The sequence below is a fragment of the Halovenus rubra genome (assembly GCF_026586665.1).
Taxonomy (GTDB): Archaea; Halobacteriota; Halobacteria; order Halobacteriales; family Haloarculaceae; genus Halovenus; species Halovenus rubra.
The window spans coordinates 21,086-41,020 of sequence record NZ_JAODIY010000001.1; the positions used below are offsets into that span (position 1 = coordinate 21,086).

General features: G+C 55.9%; 22 protein-coding genes and 1 pseudogene. 16 read left to right on the forward strand and 7 right to left on the reverse strand.

From position 1 onward, the window contains the following. The first annotated feature begins 38 nt into the window (after nt 1-38). From htpX to N5098_RS00130, 6 genes and pseudogenes are all read left to right on the forward strand, one after another. Nucleotides 39-905, forward strand: a complete 867-nt coding sequence (gene htpX, locus N5098_RS00105) for a zinc metalloprotease HtpX (RefSeq protein ID WP_267635637.1) — start codon at nt 39-41, stop codon at nt 903-905. Nucleotides 906-966: 61 nt separating this feature from the next. Beyond that, a complete protein-coding gene (locus N5098_RS00110) occupies nt 967-2,589 on the forward strand; it encodes a tryptophan--tRNA ligase (protein ID WP_267635638.1) in 1,623 nt (540 codons plus the stop codon). Nucleotides 2,590-2,664: 75 nt separating this feature from the next. Next, nucleotides 2,665-2,984: pseudogene (locus N5098_RS00115) on the forward strand (2Fe-2S iron-sulfur cluster-binding protein). Nucleotides 2,985-3,067: 83 nt separating this feature from the next. Next, nucleotides 3,068-3,679 carry a class I SAM-dependent methyltransferase gene (locus tag N5098_RS00120; protein ID WP_267635640.1) on the forward strand — a complete coding sequence of 204 codons (612 nt, stop codon included), beginning with the start codon at nt 3,068-3,070 and terminating at the stop codon, nt 3,677-3,679. 151 nt (nt 3,680-3,830) lie between these two features. Then, nucleotides 3,831-3,989 carry a hypothetical protein gene (locus tag N5098_RS00125; RefSeq protein WP_267635641.1) on the forward strand — a complete coding sequence of 53 codons (159 nt, stop codon included), beginning with the start codon at nt 3,831-3,833 and terminating at the stop codon, nt 3,987-3,989. 84 nt (nt 3,990-4,073) lie between these two features. After that, nucleotides 4,074-4,568, forward strand: a complete 495-nt coding sequence (locus tag N5098_RS00130) for a GNAT family N-acetyltransferase (protein WP_267635642.1) — start codon at nt 4,074-4,076, stop codon at nt 4,566-4,568. Between the two features lie 9 nt (nt 4,569-4,577). On the opposite strand, the gene endA is transcribed toward N5098_RS00130, so the two are convergent. The 3 genes from endA to N5098_RS00145 form a co-directional block, all read right to left on the reverse strand. Then, complete coding sequence (gene endA, locus N5098_RS00135) at nt 4,578-5,669, reverse strand: tRNA-intron lyase (protein WP_267635643.1); 1,092 nt, start codon at nt 5,667-5,669, stop codon at nt 4,578-4,580. A 48-nt stretch (nt 5,670-5,717) separates the two neighbouring features. Continuing rightward, nucleotides 5,718-6,677: a nucleotidyltransferase family protein gene (locus N5098_RS00140; protein WP_267635644.1), complete on the reverse strand. Its 960-nt coding sequence runs from the start codon at nt 6,675-6,677 to the stop codon at nt 5,718-5,720. Nucleotides 6,678-6,755: 78 nt separating this feature from the next. Further along, a complete protein-coding gene (locus N5098_RS00145) occupies nt 6,756-7,148 on the reverse strand; it encodes a UPF0146 family protein (protein WP_267635645.1) in 393 nt (130 codons plus the stop codon). A 36-nt stretch (nt 7,149-7,184) separates the two neighbouring features. On the opposite strand from N5098_RS00145, the gene N5098_RS00150 reads away from it, so the two are divergent. From N5098_RS00150 to N5098_RS00170, 5 genes are all read left to right on the forward strand, one after another. Beyond that, nucleotides 7,185-7,706, forward strand: a complete 522-nt coding sequence (locus N5098_RS00150) for an archaemetzincin family Zn-dependent metalloprotease (protein ID WP_267635646.1) — start codon at nt 7,185-7,187, stop codon at nt 7,704-7,706. Nucleotides 7,707-7,842: 136 nt separating this feature from the next. After that, entirely contained in the window at nt 7,843-8,049 is a 207-nt protein-coding gene (locus N5098_RS00155; protein WP_267635647.1) for a hypothetical protein, read from the forward strand. A gap of 196 nt (nt 8,050-8,245) precedes the next feature. Continuing rightward, nucleotides 8,246-9,355 (forward strand): guanosine monophosphate reductase, encoded by a 1,110-nt coding sequence (locus N5098_RS00160; protein ID WP_267635648.1) that lies wholly within the window; start codon nt 8,246-8,248, stop codon nt 9,353-9,355. A 94-nt stretch (nt 9,356-9,449) separates the two neighbouring features. Further along, nucleotides 9,450-10,502 carry a M42 family metallopeptidase gene (locus N5098_RS00165; RefSeq protein ID WP_267635649.1) on the forward strand — a complete coding sequence of 351 codons (1,053 nt, stop codon included), beginning with the start codon at nt 9,450-9,452 and terminating at the stop codon, nt 10,500-10,502. Nucleotides 10,503-10,576: 74 nt separating this feature from the next. Beyond that, a complete protein-coding gene (locus tag N5098_RS00170; RefSeq protein WP_267635650.1) occupies nt 10,577-10,711 on the forward strand; it encodes a hypothetical protein in 135 nt (44 codons plus the stop codon). 24 nt (nt 10,712-10,735) lie between these two features. Here N5098_RS00170 and N5098_RS00175 read toward each other — a convergent pair whose 3' ends face one another. Continuing rightward, nucleotides 10,736-12,319: a Cdc6/Cdc18 family protein gene (locus N5098_RS00175; RefSeq protein ID WP_267635651.1), complete on the reverse strand. Its 1,584-nt coding sequence runs from the start codon at nt 12,317-12,319 to the stop codon at nt 10,736-10,738. Nucleotides 12,320-13,334: 1,015 nt separating this feature from the next. On the opposite strand from N5098_RS00175, the gene N5098_RS00180 reads away from it, so the two are divergent. The 4 genes from N5098_RS00180 (at nt 13,335) to N5098_RS00195 (ending at nt 15,917) form a co-directional block, all read left to right on the forward strand. Continuing rightward, a complete protein-coding gene (locus tag N5098_RS00180) occupies nt 13,335-13,982 on the forward strand; it encodes an Era-like GTP-binding protein (RefSeq protein WP_267635652.1) in 648 nt (215 codons plus the stop codon). A 4-nt stretch (nt 13,983-13,986) separates the two neighbouring features. Then, the gene (locus tag N5098_RS00185) at nt 13,987-14,367 is read left to right on the forward strand and encodes a DUF2073 domain-containing protein (RefSeq protein WP_267635653.1); all 381 of its coding nucleotides are present in this window, start codon (nt 13,987-13,989) and stop codon (nt 14,365-14,367) included. A 2-nt stretch (nt 14,368-14,369) separates the two neighbouring features. Continuing rightward, on the forward strand, nt 14,370-15,068 hold the full coding sequence (locus N5098_RS00190) for a Zn-ribbon domain-containing protein (protein ID WP_267635654.1): 699 nt from the start codon (nt 14,370-14,372) through the stop codon (nt 15,066-15,068). A gap of 342 nt (nt 15,069-15,410) precedes the next feature. Continuing rightward, nucleotides 15,411-15,917, forward strand: coding sequence for an NUDIX hydrolase (locus N5098_RS00195; RefSeq protein WP_267635655.1), 507 nt, complete (start codon nt 15,411-15,413; stop codon nt 15,915-15,917). A gap of 11 nt (nt 15,918-15,928) precedes the next feature. On the opposite strand, the gene mdh is transcribed toward N5098_RS00195, so the two are convergent. Continuing rightward, nucleotides 15,929-16,843, reverse strand: coding sequence for a malate dehydrogenase (gene mdh, locus N5098_RS00200; protein WP_267635656.1), 915 nt, complete (start codon nt 16,841-16,843; stop codon nt 15,929-15,931). Next, entirely contained in the window at nt 16,831-17,118 is a 288-nt protein-coding gene (locus N5098_RS00205) for a hypothetical protein (RefSeq protein WP_267635657.1), read from the reverse strand. The genes mdh and N5098_RS00205 overlap by 13 nt, the downstream gene beginning before the upstream one ends. Nucleotides 17,119-17,245: 127 nt before the next feature. Between N5098_RS00205 and N5098_RS00210 the strand changes: the two genes are divergently transcribed. Then, nucleotides 17,246-18,016 carry an Sjogren's syndrome/scleroderma autoantigen 1 family protein gene (locus N5098_RS00210; protein ID WP_267635658.1) on the forward strand — a complete coding sequence of 257 codons (771 nt, stop codon included), beginning with the start codon at nt 17,246-17,248 and terminating at the stop codon, nt 18,014-18,016. Here N5098_RS00210 and N5098_RS00215 read toward each other — a convergent pair. Further along, nucleotides 18,013-19,803 carry a M3 family oligoendopeptidase gene (locus tag N5098_RS00215; RefSeq protein WP_267635659.1) on the reverse strand — a complete coding sequence of 597 codons (1,791 nt, stop codon included), beginning with the start codon at nt 19,801-19,803 and terminating at the stop codon, nt 18,013-18,015. The genes N5098_RS00210 and N5098_RS00215 overlap by 4 nt on opposite strands. Nucleotides 19,804-19,935 lie beyond the last annotated feature (132 nt).

A 19,935-nucleotide genomic window follows, 5' to 3' on the forward strand; every position in this document is an offset into this window, starting at 1 on the left:
CGCGGCGTTTATAGCTCAGGACGCCTCAATGTGTGGTAATGAAATTACGGACAGATTGGGGTCTCCGGGGACGAATGGTCCTTGTCAGCCTACTGTTACTAATCGCGTATCTGGCGCTGGCAGTCGTCCTCATCGAGGTGCTTGGCGGTGGGCTGCTGTTTACCGGGCTAATACTCGGTGGTCTCTCGTTTGCCCAGTACTACTTCAGTGGGACACTTGCACTCCGGAGTATGGGCGCAACGGAAGTATCGGCTGAAGAATATCCCGAACTTCACCGAATGGTCACGCAGTTGGCCCAGCAGACGGACACGCCACAGCCAAGCGTCGCCGTTGCCGACACAGGTGTACCCAACGCCTTCGCTGCGGGACGGTCACCAAGTGCAGCGACAATCTGCGTGACGACAGGACTACTCTCGACGCTTAATCAAGAAGAGTTAGAGGGTGTGCTCGCCCACGAACTTGCACACATCAAAAACCGGGATGTAGCGGTGATGACGATTGCCTCGTTCTTTGCCTCTATCGCATTCCTCGTCGTGAGGTGGGGCTGGCTGCTCGGCGGTGGGCGCAACCGGGACGGAGCACCAATCTGGGTGGCTATTCTGGTCTCGCTTGTGGTCTGGGTAGTGAGTTTCTTCCTCATCCGTGCACTCTCCCGGTACCGAGAGTACGCGGCCGACCGGGGCGCGGCACAGATGACAGGCGACCCCGCCGCGCTCGCATCCGCACTCCGATCGATATCGGACGACATGGAGCAGGTTCCACAAGACGACCTCCGAGAGCAGGCAGAAATGAACGCGTTTTTTGTCTTACCCATAAAGTCAGGGTTTATCGGGAAACTCGCCAGCACACACCCGCCGACCGAGCAGCGAATCGACAGCCTACTCGCTCTCCAACAGGACCTATAGCTAAAACGTCCGGTGGAAGCGAACGCTTTTTGCGGGTGTCGGTCCGAAATGGCGGTATTCAATGACACGTGAATCACCAACGGATGACTCCACAGCACCCACAGGTTCGTCGACGATGACGGACAACGGGGAGGAAAGTCCAGCAGTAACCGACGGTGGGACGGAAACAGCGGGCGCAGATTCGGTCACGCTCGACCCATGGGGTTCCTCGACGGTGTCGGACTACAAAAAACTGTTCGACCAGTTCGGTATTGGAACATTTGACGAGATAATCGAGGAAGTACCAACGCCACACTATCTGATGCGACGGGGCGTCATCTTCGGTCACCGTGACTACCGCGATGTGGCAACAGCGATGCGCAACGATGACCCCTTCGCAGTCCTCTCAGGGTTCATGCCGACTGGTGATCCTCACATCGGTCACAAGCTTGTCTTCGACGAAATTATTTGGCACCAACAGCAGGGGGGAGATGCATACGGGCTGATTGCCGACCTCGAAGCCCACAGCGCCCGTGGCCTGTCGTGGGACGAAATCGACGAACACGCCCGAAACTATATTCTCTCGTTACTCGCACTCGGGTTCGACCCTGAGGAAGGGAACTTGTACCGTCAGTCGACAAACCGTGAGGTACAAGACCTCGCGTTCGAGCTGGGAATCGAAGCGAACTTCTCGGAACTAGGTGCAATCTACGACTTCGACGGGGAAACTGACGTATCACACATGCAGTCAGTTATCACACAGATGGCCGATATCCTCTATCCACAAGTCGACGGCCCGAAGCCAACAGTTATTCCCGTCGGCCCAGACCAAGACCCCCACGTTCGGCTGGCCCGTGACCTGGCCGCCCGGGTCCAGTACTTCGGTGTCACAGAGGCGTATGCAAGCTTCGAGACCGGGCCGAAAGAACACGCACTCGTCGCCGAGGCGCACGAGACGCTTAGTGACCGCCACCCTGACGAGACGGTACGGTGTGTCGACGCGGCAAACCACCTAGAGGGGAAACGTGAATCAGGCGCAACCGACGACGCAGCGACAACGCTCGATAGTACCGTGACAATGCTTCGGGAAGCGGGCAAAGAGCCCCTCCGGCCACGTGTCCGAATCGTTGACCGGAACGCTACTGAGGAAGCATTCGAAGCACTCATCGAGGCTATCGATAGCGAGAAGCGTGTTTATGATGCCCACATCGACACGTTCGACCTTACCCACGAGGAGGCCACAGAGCTGGCACGGGAGGTCGCAATCGACCACGGCGGCTACGGATTCCGCGCGCCCACATCAATATATCATCGCTTCATGACTGGGCTGACCGGCGGAAAGATGTCCTCGTCGGTTCCTGCTTCACACATCAGCCTGCTTGATGACCCCGAGGACGGGTACGACAAGGTCAAGTCTGCGACGACAGGCGGTCGTTCCACAGCCGAAGAACAGCGCGAAAAGGGCGGAAAAGCCGACGAATGTCCGGTATACGAGCTGTACGCCTACCTGCTTAGCGGTGACGACGACGAGTTCGCGACCGAGGTCTACGAGGAGTGTGTTGGCGGCGAGCGCCTCTGTGGAGGCTGTAAGGAAGAAGCCGCAGAGCTAATGCAAGAATTCCTCGAAGAGCACCAAGAGAAACGCGAGGAGTGGGAGGCAAAATTAGACGACCTCGATATTGACTTTGACTCCGCCCGACGGTAGAGAAACGTTAATTTTCTAGCATTTTACGACCCGAAAGACCGGTGCGGTTTTGTATCTGACACGACAACACAGCACATGCCAACTGTCACGTTTCGAGATAAAGAAATCGAATGCGAAACTGGCGCAATTTTGCGGGACGTTCTCCGTGAGGCAGACCTTTCAGCACATAATGGTCGGGCGACCATACTCAACTGTCGCGGCCATGGTTCATGTGGCACCTGTGCAGTCACCGTCAGTGGTGATGTGAGTCGCCACAGCCGTCGTGAAAAGGCACGGTTGTCAGTGCCACACACGACGCGGATTCCGGTCTCCGTCTCGCCTGTCAGACCCGGATTCAGGGAGATGTTACCGTCGAGAAATATCCGGGATTTTGGGGCCAACACACCGACCAGTAACATTCGTTCCGCCCGAAAGCGCGAAGCTTTCTGCTTGTCCGTCGCGGCGATGGGGTTTACTTTCCTGCCCGCTTCGTTTCCGTATGGACCCGTCGACCAACCGTCGCGGGTGGGCTAAGCGGATGGGCAAGTTCTCGCCAGCGTTTTATGCAGAAGTCGGACCGAACAAGGTGAGCAACAGTCTCGTAACACTGCTCGATCAGTACAGTACTGAGGCGGCGGCTATCCTTGAGCTTGGGTATGGCTCGGGGCGACATCTGTCACACCTTCACGAGCACGGGTACGAGGACCTCACTGGCGTCGATATCAACGAGGAGGCGCTGGCGGTAGTGGCTGATGCCTATCCGCTTCTTGCTGAGGCAGGGTCGTTCCACCAGAAAGCAATCGAGGCGTTTGTTCCCGAGGTTGCCGACAACGCGTTCGATGTCGTCTACTCTGTTGAGACACTTCAACATATCCACCCAGACGAGAAATGGGTATTTGATGAGCTAGTTCGCATCACCGATAGCTTGCTTGTGACAATCGAGAGTGAGGGAGAGGATACCGACGACTCCGTCCAGTTTATCGACGGTGAGTTTCCTCTGTATGTGCGTAACTGGAAAGACGTGTTTACTGACCGTGGCCTCACACAGTTGCTCAGTCATCAGAGTACGCCAGACACGATTCGTGCATTCGAGATACCAGACAGTCACTAACAGACGAGGTGACAGACCGCGGGAGAGTCGCGGTACTGGTACTGTGTGTTCGTTGCGTCCGTATCGTTGATATCGGGAGGCTTTTGAGGGCTGTCGCAAACGAACGGGTAAGACAGATGACCGGACCCAACAGGATTGCTGAGAGAGAGGTATGAGTAACCGATTAAAGCTGGTGTATCTGGCAGGACTTGTACTCAATATCTTCGCACTGGTGGCCGCAGCGACAGCAGGCCAGTTGGTCGTCGCCGTGACGTTTGGCATCGTAATCGTCTATCTCTGTTTCCGTTACTGGCTGCTCGTCAGTTCGTGACTGCTGGGAACGGTTTCAGTCGCATTATGTGCGTTGTCGTGTGGGATAGGTAGCTATTTTCTATTACGAGAATGACAACCAGCTATGGCTGCCGACATCCGACCAGCAACACCGGAGGATGCTGAGGCAATGAGAGACGTTGCAGAGCGCGCGTGGGAAGCAGCGCATTCCCCGATAATCGGGGAAGACCGTACTAGAGACTTCCTCGATACGTACTATGACGTTGATTCATTACACGAGGTCATCAACAGAGAAAGGTGGATTACGCACGTCGCAGATGCGGACGGGGCAGTGACTGGCTTTGTTTCTGGCGGTCCCAGCGACGAGGACCCCACCTTGTTCCACCTGGGCCGGTTATATATCGCACCCAAACAGTGGGGCAACGGTATCGGTGGCCAGTTGCTTGCAGTATTCGAGCGACAGGCAACCGAGCGGGGAGCAAGTTGTCTCTCCCTGCAAGTTATGGCCGAAAACGAGCGAGCGGTTGGGTTCTATGAATCGACAGGATACGAGCGAAACAAACGAATATACGACGAGACCATTGAAACAGACGCCTACGTCTACACCAAATCTGTGTGACCGGTCCCGTTATGGGGTCAACCGTTCGACAGAGAGCCAGTCAATATCGTCGTCAGACGTGAATGCAAAGAGCATCCGCTTGCGGACGCCGTGGGCGAGTCGCACGTCAAGCGAGAGGTCCCGCGGGACAAACGAGTGAGCAGGTGGAAGCGCACGGACGAGAAACTCCGAGTGGCCGAGGTTGTCGACCGACTCGACGTTGGCGTAGGTCCGAAAGTCTGCCCCGAATTTGAACCCAGTTTTTGGGACAATATCAGCAGTCCGGAGTGCATTGTAAACACACAGTCGGCGATCAAAGCGCTCGCCCTCAACCTCGCGGCCACGGTCGATAATTTCAGCAGAGTCCTCGGCGGGGCCGTCGGCGTCAAGCGACAGTAGGCCTCGGTTGCTCAGGGACGCCGCTTCGATAAGCGAGAGTTGGACTGGCTCGTCATCGCGGTCGAGGGGTTGCCCATAGAAGGCACGTTCGTGGAGTTCGGTCGGTGGCTCTGGAACGAGAACTCGGTCTGAAAGGAGGCGACCAGCAAACGGTGGGAAGTCGTGGTCAGTCGAGCCAGTAACTGTTGGCTCCGTGAGTTCAAGATAAGTCACTTCACTCTCCTCGTCGACAACTGCGAGAACTGCTGTCCCCCCAGTGTCGCCGTTTGAGTCGTACGCAAGCCGGCACAGTGTCGTCGCATCGACCGTAGCCCGTTCGCTCACCGCCGTGACACGGTAGGCGATAGTATCGTCCCAGGGTCCGTCTCCCCGCGGGTAAACCTGGAACTGGACAGGCGTTTGGGCGGCCCCAGACGTGCTATTGAGAGTGTTCCGTACGGGAGAAAGGTAGAATCCGCGGTCACGGAGTTCCTTGTAGACGAAAAACTCAACTTCCGAGACAGCCGTCGACGCGAGCAACGACTCAAAATCAACGTCGTCATCCGAGTCAGGCCGACTGTCGTGGATACTCTCGATATCGCCCCGAAAGAGGAGGTGGGCGACCTCAACCGGTGCGAGGTCGACACCGCCGTCGTGGGGTCTCCCGTACCCTCGGGCGTCGTAGAATCGCTCTCGGGCCTCGTTGCCTCCCTGGACAGAGGTCCCGTCGAACGTTAAGTTCATACCAGTCAGTCAACGGTGAGAACGCAAAGGGACTGCGGTGTCTAGTTGTCAGGGGAGATGCGTGTGCGCACCGATGCGTGCACCGGTGAGGTCAAGATCCCGGACCAGCGACTCCGTATCGATAATTGAGTCGACGAGATCGCAGTCGTCAAGTGTCGCCTCAGGAAAGACAAGCGAGCGCTCAAGCGTAGAATCAGTGACAGTTGCCCCAGGCATGACGTGGACGTTTTTGCCGATTGTACTGTTCTCGATAGTTGCGTCCTCAGCAACAATCGAGTCACCATCAAGCGCCCACTCAACAGCCTCAAGATAGCTCTCGGGCGTGCCAATATCGAACCACGCCTCCTCAAATGTGAACGCATTTACTGTACTGCGAGACTGGAGCCACTGGATGAACCAGCCGGGCTCGTCTGGGTTGTTGTCGGCATTGAGGTACTCCTCGAACCGGACCTCGTCGGCGGGGAACGCATAGCACGCAATAGAGACAAGCGTGCTCGGTGGGTCGTCCGGTTTCTCTTGGAAGTCGACTACGGTCGTCCCATCGAGATCGACTAGCCCGTACTGGGTTGCCTTCTCATGTGAACCAACGTCGTAGGCCGCTAGCGTCGTCGTCTCGTTTTGCTCGTAGAAATCCAGAAACGTAGAGAGGTCAAAGCTGATGAGGTTATCGCCTGCCACCACGAGCAGATCTTCGTCAGCGATACCCTCGCGATCAACAAGTTGGCCAAGCGCACCGATAACTCCCAATTTTTCGTCCTCGTCGACAGTTTCCTCGACACTCAGCTGCGGTTTCTCGAAGTCAGCGTCCGCAAGGTGTGACTCGAATGCATCAGCAAATCGCTCGTTTGTGCTGACAAAAACATCATTAATGCGGTCGTCGTCTTCGAGTTCTTTGAGAACCCGGTCAATAACAGTGGACTCTCCAACCGGCAGAAACATTTTCGGTCGGTTTCGCGTTACTGGCCACAACCGGGTCGCATAGCCACCAGCGAGTACGACTGCTTTCATACCGGTTTTGACCCATGGAATGGTTAAAATCCTTGTGAAGCGTGCCAATCGGGAAGGTAGACGACAGTTTCAGGGAGGCTAGCGTTCCCGTGCAAGATAGAGCGTCCCGCCACGCACAGTGTTTCGCTCTACTGGCACCACTGGCGGGTCGCCCCCGAGAGTTGTAAACACAAGCGTGGCATCGACAGACTCTGCGAGGGTGAGCGCTGGTTGATGGAGTTCTGGCGGAAAGTTACAGGCATAGAGTGCGTCAGCGTCGGCATAGAGCGTTTCATCAGGGTTGGTAATGTCATCAAGGACAAACGTGACGCCGGGGGGAACATCCCGTTCAACAATATCAACCGCGGTCACATCTATCTCAGTAGCCGCGAGTTCGCGCGCTACTGCGACACGCTGTCCGATGCCGATTTCCACCACGCTGTCGAACTGCGAAAGGCGTTCGACGAGTGCGCGACGAGCAGGTCCGAGCACGCAGATTTTTATTGGACGGGGTTCCTAAAGGTGTATATGCACGTCGACATCGTGCCGGTCGGAGACGTCGACCCAGTGGTCAAACGCGAGGCGTCCACTGGACTCCGCTCGGTCTATGAGTGTGATGTCACGGTCCACGACGCCGAGCCGGTTCCCTCCGGAGCACTCGATGCCTCTAGAGAACAGTACCGTGCCGAGGAGTTTATTGACCTCGCCAAACGAGTCGGCACCGGCACCAAAACAATCGCTATTACTCCCAAGGACCTCTTCTATCACCGCCGTAACTATGTGTTCGGGCTCGCCTATCTGGGCGGTAGTGGCAGCGTCATCTCGACGTACCGCCTGCGGACCAGTTCCGACGGTGGCTTCTCGAATCGCTCAGCATCAGATATTTTCTCCGACCGCGTCCGAAAGGAAGTCGTCCATGAAATCGGCCACACACTCGGACTCGAACACTGCGATAACAAGCGCTGTGTGATGAACTTCTCGCCGACAGTCCGTGAAGTCGACGTGAAAGAACAAACCCTCTGTGGGACTTGTCAACGAGAGGTTCTATAATAGCGACGAAGCCGACGTATTTTGTATTACTAATAACAGTATGTCAAGTTATCGGCCAGTTAATTATACAAAGTAAACTACAAAACTAGTTAGGCATATTGACTAACACCATCGACCGACAATAGACATATGTCGAATGAGCCAATCACAAACCAACCGGACCGAAGAACTCGGCGACATCTTCGTGTCCGTCACGGGGAACGAATCGGTGACCGAACAGCAAGAAAGCGATAGCAACAGGCGCGACGTGCGTGGCGAGAATCGTATTGAAAAAGCAGTTGAAGACGGGTTAGATGACGCAATCGACGGTGCAGAGGCTGACACAGGCGACCCGGGTGGCTGAGACTCCAACTGCGTTCATGTGGGGAATCAAACGGCAGCGACTAAGTTAGTACTCGTGTCCGCTGTCTTTTTTATCACGTGTTTAGAGAGTAGCCAGCCGCGCCACTCGACACCATCACCAGGTAAGAGGCTCGGGGGACCAACATCGATCTGTGGCAAAACCGTTATAATAGAGTAGCCATTCCGTTAGGAAGGTTATGAATGAGTTACGCACTGGTTTGAGCTACGGTGATGTGTTGTTGGTTCCAAAGCGGTCGCCTGTCGACAGTCGAAGTGAAGTTGACCTTTCGACACAGCTTACGCCGAGTATCGAACTCGACACGCCGCTTGTCTCGGCCGCAATGGATACCGTGACTGAAACAGAGCTAGCAGTTGAACTTTCGCGGTCAGGTGGATTTGGGGTCATTCATCGGTTTCTGTCCCCCAAAGAGCAAGCTGTGCAGGTCCGACAGGTAAAACAGACAGGCGAGCAGGTCGGCGCGGCAATAGGCATCGACGAAGATTACGTTGGACGGAGCAGTCAGGTCGTCGAAGCGGGTGCAGATGCACTGGTTGTCGATGTTGCCCATGGCCACCTCGAACGAACCTTAGACGCCGTCGAAACCCTTACTGAGACATTCCCTGCAACCGACATTGTCGCTGGCAATGTGGCTACTCCAGCAGGCGTCGAAGATCTTGCTGCTGTCGGTGCCGACTGCGTGAAAGTCGGTATTGGCCCCGGCTCTCACTGTACGACCCGAAAAGTTGCTGGTGCTGGCGTTCCCCAACTAACCGCCGTTGATGACTGTGCAACGCCAGCTGCCAACCTTGATGTGACAGTGTGTGCAGATGGGGGAATCCGGACTTCAGGTGATGCGGTGAAGGCGCTAATGGCCGGGGCAGACACCGTTATGCTTGGGAGCCTCTTTGCTGGCACCGACGAAGCTCCTGGCGCAGTTGTAGAGGTTGACGGGGCGCAGTACAAACAGTCACGCGGGATGGCGACAACTGCCGCAGCCCGAGAGCGTGAAGATAAGCAAAACAACGTGAGTACTGACGAAGGCGTCGAAGCACTGACACCGTACAAAGGCTCGGTAACAGCTGTTTCCGAGGAGTTCTGTGCTGGTATCCGGTCAGGACTTTCCTACTGTGGTGGGCATACAATCCAAGAATCTCGTGAACGCGCTGAGTTTATCCGCGTAGCACAGAGTGCGCGGGAACGTGAGGGATTCCATACGGACCACGACTGGGAAGGCATCAATGCTGACAGTAAAGTGATAGAAAGAGACGAGGTTAGCGGTGAAGCGGCTGCCGAGGGCGACAGCTAAACGGCCCCACAGTCTGGAAAATGATTTTAACGCACAGTGATACATCGGTTCGGTATCAGACAGTTTCTTAACGGTCTTGGGAATATAATATAACATGGCAGCCCCATTTGATTTTGACCTGCTACAGGAGTTGACAGAGACAAGTGGCGTTCCTGGCTACGAAGATCGTATTCGTGAAGTCGTCCGCCGAGAACTCGAACCGGAAGTCGACGAGCTACAGACTGACGGAATGGGAAATGTCGTCGGGACTCTCAACGGGAACAGCGACTACTCTGTCGTCGTCGCAGCCCATATGGACGAGATTGGCTTCATGGTCCGCCACGTCACCGATGATGGATTCGTCCAGCTTGACGCTCTTGGCGGATGGGACCCGCGTGTCCTGAAAGCTCAGCGTGTGACAATTCACACTGACGACGAGGATATCACTGGACTTATCGGGTCAGTTCCGCCACACACGCTTGACGAGGCCGAGCGTGAGTCAACACCTGACGTTTCGGACCTGCATGTCGACACTGGCCTCGACGGTCAAACGGCAAACGAGCGAATTTCACGAGGTGATCTCGTTACTCTCAACCAGACCACTGAGCGTGTCGGCGATAACGTCACTGGGAAAGCACTCGATGACCGGTCCTGTCTGTTCACGATAATTGAAGCGGCTCGTCGTATCGAAGACCCCGACGTGACGATTCACTTCGCTGCAACGGTTCAAGAAGAAGTTGGGATTCGTGGGGCACGAGCGCTTGGTGTAGACCTTGACCCGGACCTGGCGCTCGCGCTAGATGTGACTGTCGCCAACGATGTGCCGGGCTTTGAGGCGGCTGACCACGTCACCGAACTCGGCGAAGGTACAGCAATCAAGCTCAAAGATTCGAGTGTCATCGCGAACCCGAAAATCCATCAACGACTTCAGTCCGTCGCCGATGAGGCAGAAATAGACTTCCAGCTTGAAGTCCTGCCAGCGGGTGGGACCGATACCGCAGGTTTCCAGCGTGCCGGCGGCGCAGTTCCTGCAGGAGCGATTTCGATTCCGACGCGCTATCTCCACACCGTCACTGAAAGCGCTCACGTCGACGATATCGCAGCAACAATCGACCTTCTGACGGCGTTCCTCGAAAGTGAGACTGGCGGCCACGACTACACGCTATAACTAAAGCCGCGTTTTCTCGGATTTGAAGCCGGTAACTACCCCACACTTATTTATCAGACTCCTCAAAGAAGCGTATGTTGCTGAAAAAGGTCACACGCTCACTCAGACGACTCGTCGGACTCATTGCTGCGGGCGGGGCGATGGACCACCCGGCCAACGGCGGAATGACTCGTGAACAGCGAGACGACGACAGGGATTCAGAGAGCTGAGAGCAGTTTGGTCAGCCAGCAGAGTTAGTTATCAAACCGCGCCTGAACGAATGGTTGTGCATCCTCAATGTCACCCAATCGAGAATCTGAGACAAGAACACTCTCCGTTTCTTCGACTGGAACTGAGACACTGATTTCTTTTGTCCGACCATAGCGGCCCTTTGAGACGACGACTGCGTTGACGATGCCTAACATATCGAGTTCACTTATCAAGTCTGTTACACGGCGTTGTGTCAGCACGTCGGCGTCAATCTCCTTACAGAGACGTTTGTAGATGTTGTACACTTCGCCGGTGTTGATATTGTGAACCCCTTGTTTTTCGAGTAAGATGATAGCAAAGAGGACGAGTTTGGACTGTTGGGGAAGCGTTCGGACGACTTCGATAACTCGGTCGAGTTCGATTTTCTCCTGGGCCTGCCTGACGTGGTCTTCTTGGACATCGTCAGTTTGGTCTCGTTCGGCGAGTTCGCCGGCTGTTCGGAGCAGGTCAAGCGCCCGACGAGCGTCACCGTGTTCCTGTGCGGCAAACGCCGAACAAAGCGGGATAACGTCCTCGGTTAGTGCACCCTGTTTGAACGCAACCTCAGCTCGGTGCTGGAGGATGTCTCGGAGCTGATTGGCGTCGTAGGGTGGGAAGACGATTTCCTCCTCACCGAGGCTCGATTTGACGCGCGGGTCGAGAAAGTCAGTGAACTTCAGGTCATTCGAGATACCCATGATAGAGACCCGGGAGCGTTCGAGTTCAGAGTTCATCCGTGAGAGGTTATAGAGGGTGTCGTCACCCGACTTCTCGACGAGCTTGTCGATTTCGTCGAGCATGATGACAACCACACGCTCGCGGAAATCAACCGCTTCGAAAAAGGAGTTATACACCCGGTCGGTGGGCCAGCCGGTCATCGGTACCTCCTCGAAAGAGTCTCGTTTCGACTCAAGTTGATCGATATACTCTTCAACAGCTGTTACGGAGGAAAACTGCGTCTCAGCGAGTGTATCAGCGTCGTCTTGAGCGCGCTCAAGCAGCGATTTGAGGTCGTCAAGTTCGTCCTCGATAACCGATTTGTTTTGCTCAATAAATGTGTTGGCGAGTTGAGCAAGCACGCGATACTGCGTGTCAGTTACTTCGCAGTTGATGTACTGAACCTCACAGGGAACCTCATACTTCTGGGATGTTGACTCGAGTTCCTCGCTGACGAACTTCGCACTCGCGGTTTTTCCGGTCCCAGTCTTCCCATAAATGAGTATATTCGAGGGAGTATCGCCACGGAGCGCCGAGACGAGGATGGTTGCGATGTTGTTAATTTGTTCTTCGCGGTGTGGGAGTTTCCGAGGCGTGTAAGAGGGCCGAAGCACTTCCTTATTCTCGAAAATCGGCTCGCCACTGAGGAGGTCATCGAACAAGCCGGCAGAAGACTCTTCAGTATCATCTTCCAGAAGGTCATCAAGCGAAGATGTCCGGTCCTCAGTGCGTGGGGCAAAACTCTCGCTATCATCCTGTGCCGGCTGCTCGACGTCTGAGATACCGTCTTCGCGGTTGGTACTGTCAGTCACGATATCCTCAGTGCTAGACCCTTGCTTGTCGTCCTCAGTCGATTCATTCTGATCAGCCATAGTCTATTCGATCCCCCCTATTTCCACTGGAGATTCTACGGCGCACGCAGAACAGTACGGTAGAGATTCTGTATACGCCGAATTTGAGGTAGGCATGCCTCAGGCCATTCCACTTGAACCAAATGAAATGGCGGTTGTGTTTCTATTAAAGATTTCGGTTAAAGATATGATGTGCATTACGTTTCTTCGTCTAGCGACGGAATTTCGCGCGTCGTTTATACCTTGTTACTCACGCCGAAGAGAAGACAAGAAAGCTGGAAGCGAGATAATAGAGTAAAATGGAGTTCCGGGTGAGAAAGAGAGAAGTATCAATATTTGTTGAGCGAGGTCGAATACGACTGGCAGTAATGACCTAAAAAAGGAGTCTACCAGTGAGATGATGGCTCTGGTTTTTATGAGACAACGATTGAAATATTATAGCCGACAGTATAACAGGGATGGTCTACTGTTGCTCACAGGATGTTCGGTTTCGTAAGCTCTGTGTTAATCCAGACAACGCAACAATCAATGATGGAGTTCGAGGTGAAATAGGGGTGTTTGTGGATTGCGGGGGGCATCCCCCCCACCCCTTTGTTTCAGGTGGAACAACCAAAACAGGGGCCGGGGGGTCACGAGAGAAGCAGATAGTGCGTCTAGAGACAGAATGATTTAAGTATAAATAGAAAAAACCATACCCGCAGTGGGAAAAATACATTCTAGTAGCTACTTTCCTTATTTCATCTAGTTATCTACTAGATAAAACTAGATGAATCAGATTAGTCTCTTACCGGTTTGTCTATTTGTTAGGTACGGAAAACTAGATAACTCCTTGAAGCACTGGTAACTCTGTTGTCTGGGGTTGGGGTATCGGACCGTTCCAGTTGAAACGAAGGGGTGGGGGGTTTCGGAACCATTCTGTATCGGTTACCGTTTGATATCCCTCACTCCTCAAATATTTTATATTTGTCTGACACATATTTAAGTGAGTTGCGTTGTCTCGTTCGGACAAGCCCTGCGTAAGGGCCGGGAGTTAAGGATGGGACTGCTCAAAAACCTCAGATCAAGCATATCGCGGGCAGCATCGACACTGTTCTCCGAAGAGGAGTCCAAGCGAATCGGTATCTACGGGCCGCCCAATGCGGGAAAGACAACATTGGCCAACCGAATCGTTCGGGACTGGACGGAACATGGCGACGCGGTCGGTCCAGAGAGCCATATTCCACACGAAACACGGCGCGCACGCAGGAAAGAAAACGTCGAGATAGAGCGCGACGGCAAGACTGTCTCTATTGACGTTGTGGACACACCGGGTGTGACGACGAAGGTTGACTATACGGAGTTTCTCGAACACGACATGGAAGAGGACGACGCTGTCCGCCGGTCGCGTGAGGCCACCGAGGGCGTCGCCGAAGCTATGCACTGGCTCCGTGAGGATGTTGATGGTGTCATCTACGTACTCGACGCCTCGACGGACCCGTTCACGCAAGTCAACACGATGCTTATCGGCATCATCGAGAGTCAAGACCTCCCGGTGTTGATTCTCGCGAACAAGATTGACCTCGACGAATCGAGTGTCCAGCGCATCCGAAACGCGTTTCCACAGCACGAGACGATTCCGCTGTCAGCACTCGAAGGCGATAACATGGACGAGGTCTACGACAAGATAGCGGAGTACTTTGGGTGATATCATGGCAGAAGTGAAACAACCGGACGGCGTTCAGATTGACCTGATTAGTGGCGAGCGAATGGACGGGCTGGCCAGTATGGAAAAGATTCGGATGATTCTCGATGGTGTCCGTGATGGCAACATCGTTATACTCGAAGAAGGACTTTCCCCTGAAGAAGAGTCTCGACTCATCGAGGTAACAATGACCGAAATCAGCCCCGACGAGTTCAACGGCATCGAAATCGAGACCTATCCCAGTTCTGAATCGGGTAGTTCGGGACTATTCGACCGGTTAATGGGTAACGATTCGAACAAGAAGCTCACGGTCATCGGGCCGGCTAATCGTATCGAAACACTCCACAAGGACGAAACACTCATCCAGACATTGGTCTCCAGAACCTAAGGATGCCACACCAGTGTACCGACTGTGGCCGACCGTTCGAAAACGGGTCCAAAGAGATGCTTTCTGGCTGTCCAGAGTGTGGAGGAAATACCTTTCAGTTCCGTCCGGGCGGGGGTGAAGACGACGACTCTGAAGAACCTGAAGAGACGGCTCCGCCAGAGCCACCGGAACCCGAAGTCAACAGCACTGTCGCCCGGACAGTCGGTAACGCAGCGACAGCGGTGCGTGACCTTGTCGGAAGAGGTAATTCTTCTCCGGGGTATCCTGATGAACCGGACCCCTCTGTTTCCGGTCGAGATTCTCCATCTACACGGACGACCGCCGAGCAGGACCGCTCTTCACAGACGCCCAGCACGGGAGCAATCACTGCAGATACGACCACACAGGAAGACGCTGCCCAGACGAGCGCCCGGACCGAGGTTGTCTCGTCTGATAATCTGCCTGACTCACCAGAAACGCCGACCAGAGAACGTTCCACGCCTGCTGTCGACGAGAGTAGTCAACAGCCGGCAGATGAGGACCGACCAGACCTTGACGAGCTCCGTGAGCAACTCAACGAGCAGTTTGAGTCGATTCGTGTCGTCGCTCCTGGTCAGTACGAGCTCAATCTTATGGAGCTGTACGACCGCGAAGAGTACATTGTCGCGCTCCAAGAAGACGGTAAATACACCATTCAGGTGCCTGAACGCTGGAGTGAGTGAGACACGCACCATCTTAACTTGAATCGCATCTCCGGCTACTTTGCTAGGAATCTCCATCGGAAGCTCTCAATGTAAGGAGACCCCAAACACCGTCTTGTCGCTGAAGACGCGAAAAATACGACTCTATCCGATACTGTCGGCTGTCCCGACACATAGCTAGATTGTGAAGTCGGATACATAGTTTTGCGTAGAATCCAGCCACGGAACGAGTACGAACAGATTAGAGCAAATACGTGGCAATACAGCAACTGTGGCTCAGCTTTTGTACATAACCACACCAATAATTACTCGTGTAACTTGAAGACCACCGAAATTTAGTACTGTGGTCCGAATTGCAGAGCTATGACTGTAGGGTCTTTCCAGTCAGTTCCACACGAAACACAACGGCTCACCCTCTCCCCGTCGAAACTCGAATCACTCGAACCGTGGGCCACTGAGGGAACCGCTCTGACGGCCGCGGCACGTGTCGAAGACGATTCGAACCGAATCGCGCTCATCAAAAACTGCTGGACAGATGGCTGGTTTCTCCCCGGTGGCGCAGTTGAAAGAGGAGAGTCTCCTGTTGAGGCGGCACGACGCGAGGTAAACGAAGAAACCAACTTAACTGTCTCGGTCCACGACCCACTCGTCGTTCTCGACCAAACCTACGTTTCTCGTCCAACCGGCGAGGAACGGTTTTCGGCCCGCTACGTGGTGTATACGGCCACTGTCACCGGTACTGTGGATATTCCACCGGTCACAGAACTAGGGATGTCCGCAGATGAAATCAAGGCCGCACGGTGGTTCGAGTCAGTGCCTGAAAACCTCCACGACGAGGAACTGCTTCGACCGTATCTCGCACACGACTAGTGTTTTCTGGTTTAGCTAATTTTCTCGTATTGCTCGCCCAGTTTCTCGGCGGCTTCAGCCATCTGTTCCTGTTCAAACTCGTCGAGGTCCCACTCGACGACTTCCTCGACGCCGTCGGAGCCAAGTCGGGCAGGAACACCGAACCCGACGTCCTCGTAGCCGAACTCGCCGCCAAGCGGAATCGAGCAGGGCAAGACTTCTCCAGTATCGTTGAGAATCGCGTCAACAAGGTGGGCAACACCCTGTGCTGGGCCCCACTCTGTCGCGCCTTTGCGTTCGATGACGTTCATTGCGCTTTGTTGGAGGTCTTCAAGAATTTCTTTTCTGTCATCTTCGGTAAATTCGAGGTCACGACCGTCGATGCGGACTTTCGAGAAGACAGGGACTTGAGAGTCACCGTGTTCACCGAGAATTGTTGCCTCGACGTTCTCGACTGGGACATCAAAGCGCTGGGAGAGAACATACCGGAAGCGAGCGGAGTCGAGTCGGCCACCGAAGCCGATGACGTGCCCGCGGGGGCGGTCGCCACTCTCGTAGAGGTGGCGGTTGAGCAGATCCACTGGGTTCGACGTGGTGACGGTGATGAACTCGTCGTTGTGCTCGGCCAGTGAGGACTGAATGTCCTCCATAATGGGTGCATTATCGTCAGCCAGGTCAAGACGGGAGTCACCGGGCTGGCGTGGCAGGCCCGCGGTGATGACGACCACATCAGAGTCGGCGGTCGCCTCGTAGCCACCCTGACGGACCTCGGTATTCGAATCGTAGGCGATGCCGTGGTTGGCGTCGGCAGCCTGCCCGACGGTCACATCTTCTTGCTCGGGGATATCAACGAAGACAACTTCGTCAGCGATGTCCTGAAGCGCGATGCTATACCCTGCGGCCGCACCTACAGTGCCCGCGGCACCGACGATGCTTACTTTTGCCATACCTCAAACTTCCCCCGCACTACCGTTAAAAATATCGAATCGCCTCGCTTCGTCAGTCGCGCATGTCGTCGACGCTCTGGGTTGCGGTCGTCTCTCTGAGGAACGTGAGACCGTCGAACTGCGTCGGGAACGATGTCCACGTCGCTGACAGCCTCGGCAACCGAATCGAGGTCGTCGAACGCGGCTTCGGAGTCAACGGCGGCAAGCGGTGTCATCGACGCCGAGAGGGCGTCCATAAGGCTGTTCTCGTCGACCTCATCTGGAGTCTCTGGCATATATCATTCTTGCGAGACGACCCGATAAAATCAGTTCATCTCTCGGCGAGTGGGTCTGGGGAGTGAAAGCCTACACTGTCTGTTCCAGCCCGCAACGCATTTTTGCGCTCATCGTCTCCATTCGTGTATGAGCGACTTCGACAAGGAGGCCGAGCGCGAGCGACTCCGTGAAAAATACGAACGCGACCAAGAAAAGCGCGAGGCAACCGAACAGATGAGCGAACTACTCCTCCAGGGGGCGACGATGACCAACGCCCACTGTTCGGAGTGTAACGATCCCATCTTCCGGTACGACGGCCAGGAGTTCTGTGCAACCTGTGAGAGACCAGTCGACCGCGACACGGGTGATGAAGAAGGCAGTCAGAGTGGCAGTGCAATCGAGGTAACGTCACCCAGCGATGAGGCCCACGTCAAGTTTGGTGGAGATGACGAGACAGCTGACGCCAGCAGAGCTGAGGCGAGTAACGCGGCTGAAAGCCAAGAACAGGCAGTGAGTCCACAAACCCAGCAGAGAGGTGCGAGCGACGACGCTGGCCGCCAGTCAACGGGCCGGCGAGACCAGCCCACGTCCGATGCTAGGGGTCAATCTCGACACAACCAGCCGGCCACTGACCATGGGAACAACGCACCTCGACAAAATCAGGCAACCGCCGAGGGTGCTCAGCAACCCAGTTCGAACCGCCGCCAGCCCACGAGTCAGTCATCACAGGCACCCGGTCGGAAGCCATCCCGTGCTGGTGGGTCTGATGCCGATATCGGAGCAGTTCGGGAGTCGCTTGTCCAAACACTGGGCCGGTTCAGCGAGCAGGCCGAGACGTGTGAGGATCCACAGCGAGCACGCGAGTACCTCGCCGCCGCAAGGGAGGCAGCCGAGACGCTCGAAGCGCTCCGGCGTTAGTTCTCTTTCTCCTCGTCGAACGCCGAGACATACTCGCCGAACGTCCCGGCGGCCATCTCGAACGGCTCTGCCGTCCACACGTCACAGCCCAGCGTCTCGAACAGCACAACGGACTCTTGCCTGCCCGTCGAACGGAGGAAATCGCGGTAGCTCTCGGGTGTGAAGTCGCCGTTCCGGAGCTGGCTGTGTACCGAAAGTGCCCCCATTGCGCCGAGGACGTACTGGTAGTTGCTGTAGGCCTCCCGGATACCACTCACCGGAAGTCTCCTGCCGGGATGGTCGCCAAACTCGACTGGCGCGTAGAACTCCTCTCGGAGGGACGCCGCGATATCGCGTGCCCGGTCGACGGTAATTTCCTCGCCGTCTTCGACATGCTGGGCCAGCGCGTGGGTAAATGCCGCCGAGCGGGCCGCGCCGTAGAAGTTTCCGCCGATACATTCGAGCAGGCGGTTCTGGGCCCCGTCGGCGAGCGCCCCACCCTCGTCGAGCAGGTGGTCGACCAGGAGCAGTTCGTGCAAAATTGAGGGAACCTCCTCGACGGGGCGCGGGGCATTCGCGTACCGGGTCGCTCCCTCCCGCTCGTATTCGACGTGCATCGCGTGGCCGAGTTCGTGACAGATGAAAAACGCCGTCCGCAGGTCTCCCTCGAAGTTGGCGAGGATGTACGCCCCGTCTTTGGCAGAAGAGGGACAGTAGGCGGGAATGTCGGTCCGTTTGTCCTGCGTGGGGTAGACGTCGATGCGTCGCTGTGTGAAGAACTGTTTGGCGCGCTCGACGTAATCCTCGCCCAGCGGTTCGAGCGCCGCGAGGATGTGGTCTCTCGCACTCTCGAAGTCGAGTTCCGGGGGATCGCTTTCGGCGATGGAGACCTGCAGGTCCCACGGGCGGAGCCGGTCGACACCAAGGCGTCGCTTCCGCAGAGAGAGCGCGTCGTGGAAGGGGTCGAGGTTCCCCCGAACCGCCTCGAGCATGGCGTCGTGGACCTTCTCGGGGAGGGAAGCACGCAGGCCGGACTCTGGGTAACAGCGCTGGTTCAACGCCCGCTGGCGAATCGAGTCGTAGCCACGGACTGACGCCTCCGCGTGGGCGGCCTGCAGTTTCTCCCCGAACGCTCGGGTGAGTGTATGCTCGTACCGGTCCATACGGCCGTGGTAGGCCTCAAAGACGCGGCGGCGATACTCGCGGTCCGGATGGGAAAGTTCGGTTCGCCGGTTGCCGTACCGCACCTCCACGCTCTTGCCGTCAGGCCGTTCGACGACCGGTGGCTCGAAGTCCTCCAGTCTCGCGGCCCGGACGATGCGGGAGGATGCCCCCAGCGGTTCCTCGAAGGCCGCGATGGCCTCCTCGACGTCCGCGCTCCGGACATGGCGGGCCTGTGCGCGGAGATTTCTGGCGTACCGGCGGTCGGATTCGGGTAGGTCGTCGATGTACTCTTTGGCCTCGCCTATCCGCCGGAGCGCGGCGGTCACTGCCGGCTCGAACGTTTCGGTGAGCCGCTCGGAGCGGCGTTTCCGGTCGGCCGCGTCGTCACTATCGGTAGCGACGTTCGCCGCCAGCGTCGCGTAGAGTTCGATGCGCTGTTTACGACGGAAACAGTCAGCCACGGCGTCGAGCAGGGTTTCGAGTTCTGCCGCCGCCGAAACCGGGTCAACCACGAGCGATTGAAGCTCCGAAAGGCGGCTACACAACTGCTCGTAGGCGTCTTCCCACTCTGTGGGCGACGCGTAGATAGCGGTCAGGTCGAATCGATACTCCGGGTCGATATCGGTGCGTGCTGGTAGACTCATGTGTTGTCTGTACTGCGATGGGAGAGGCATTGACAGCCTCGCTGATGAACTGTTGTTACTGGATAATCCCGCGACTGGCCGGCGGGACAAAATAACGATGACGAAAAGTGTGTTAGCGGAGCATCGGTCGAC

What these genes read in the sequence shown, in the direction of transcription:
- N5098_RS00215 (WP_267635659.1), bottom strand. Translation starts at nt 19,803, where the DNA reads ATGAGTCTACCAGCACGCACCGATATCGACCCGGAGTATCGATTCGAC.
- N5098_RS00130 (WP_267635642.1), top strand. Translation starts at nt 4,074, where the DNA reads ATGGCTGCCGACATCCGACCAGCAACACCGGAGGATGCTGAGGCAATG.
- N5098_RS00180 (WP_267635652.1), top strand. Translation starts at nt 13,335, where the DNA reads ATGGGACTGCTCAAAAACCTCAGATCAAGCATATCGCGGGCAGCATCG.
- N5098_RS00120 (WP_267635640.1), top strand. Translation starts at nt 3,068, where the DNA reads ATGGACCCGTCGACCAACCGTCGCGGGTGGGCTAAGCGGATGGGCAAG.
- htpX (WP_267635637.1), top strand. Translation starts at nt 39, where the DNA reads ATGAAATTACGGACAGATTGGGGTCTCCGGGGACGAATGGTCCTTGTC.
- N5098_RS00150 (WP_267635646.1), top strand. Translation starts at nt 7,185, where the DNA reads ATGCACGTCGACATCGTGCCGGTCGGAGACGTCGACCCAGTGGTCAAA.
- N5098_RS00175 (WP_267635651.1), bottom strand. Translation starts at nt 12,319, where the DNA reads ATGGCTGATCAGAATGAATCGACTGAGGACGACAAGCAAGGGTCTAGC.
- N5098_RS00165 (WP_267635649.1), top strand. Translation starts at nt 9,450, where the DNA reads ATGGCAGCCCCATTTGATTTTGACCTGCTACAGGAGTTGACAGAGACA.
- N5098_RS00190 (WP_267635654.1), top strand. Translation starts at nt 14,370, where the DNA reads ATGCCACACCAGTGTACCGACTGTGGCCGACCGTTCGAAAACGGGTCC.
- endA (WP_267635643.1), bottom strand. Translation starts at nt 5,669, where the DNA reads ATGAACTTAACGTTCGACGGGACCTCTGTCCAGGGAGGCAACGAGGCC.
- N5098_RS00110 (WP_267635638.1), top strand. Translation starts at nt 967, where the DNA reads ATGACACGTGAATCACCAACGGATGACTCCACAGCACCCACAGGTTCG.
- N5098_RS00170 (WP_267635650.1), top strand. Translation starts at nt 10,577, where the DNA reads ATGTTGCTGAAAAAGGTCACACGCTCACTCAGACGACTCGTCGGACTC.
- N5098_RS00195 (WP_267635655.1), top strand. Translation starts at nt 15,411, where the DNA reads ATGACTGTAGGGTCTTTCCAGTCAGTTCCACACGAAACACAACGGCTC.
- N5098_RS00140 (WP_267635644.1), bottom strand. Translation starts at nt 6,677, where the DNA reads ATGAAAGCAGTCGTACTCGCTGGTGGCTATGCGACCCGGTTGTGGCCA.
- N5098_RS00155 (WP_267635647.1), top strand. Translation starts at nt 7,843, where the DNA reads ATGAGCCAATCACAAACCAACCGGACCGAAGAACTCGGCGACATCTTC.
- mdh (WP_267635656.1), bottom strand. Translation starts at nt 16,843, where the DNA reads ATGGCAAAAGTAAGCATCGTCGGTGCCGCGGGCACTGTAGGTGCGGCC.
- N5098_RS00185 (WP_267635653.1), top strand. Translation starts at nt 13,987, where the DNA reads ATGGCAGAAGTGAAACAACCGGACGGCGTTCAGATTGACCTGATTAGT.
- N5098_RS00160 (WP_267635648.1), top strand. Translation starts at nt 8,246, where the DNA reads ATGAATGAGTTACGCACTGGTTTGAGCTACGGTGATGTGTTGTTGGTT.
- N5098_RS00210 (WP_267635658.1), top strand. Translation starts at nt 17,246, where the DNA reads ATGAGCGACTTCGACAAGGAGGCCGAGCGCGAGCGACTCCGTGAAAAA.
- N5098_RS00205 (WP_267635657.1), bottom strand. Translation starts at nt 17,118, where the DNA reads ATGCCAGAGACTCCAGATGAGGTCGACGAGAACAGCCTTATGGACGCC.
- N5098_RS00125 (WP_267635641.1), top strand. Translation starts at nt 3,831, where the DNA reads ATGAGTAACCGATTAAAGCTGGTGTATCTGGCAGGACTTGTACTCAAT.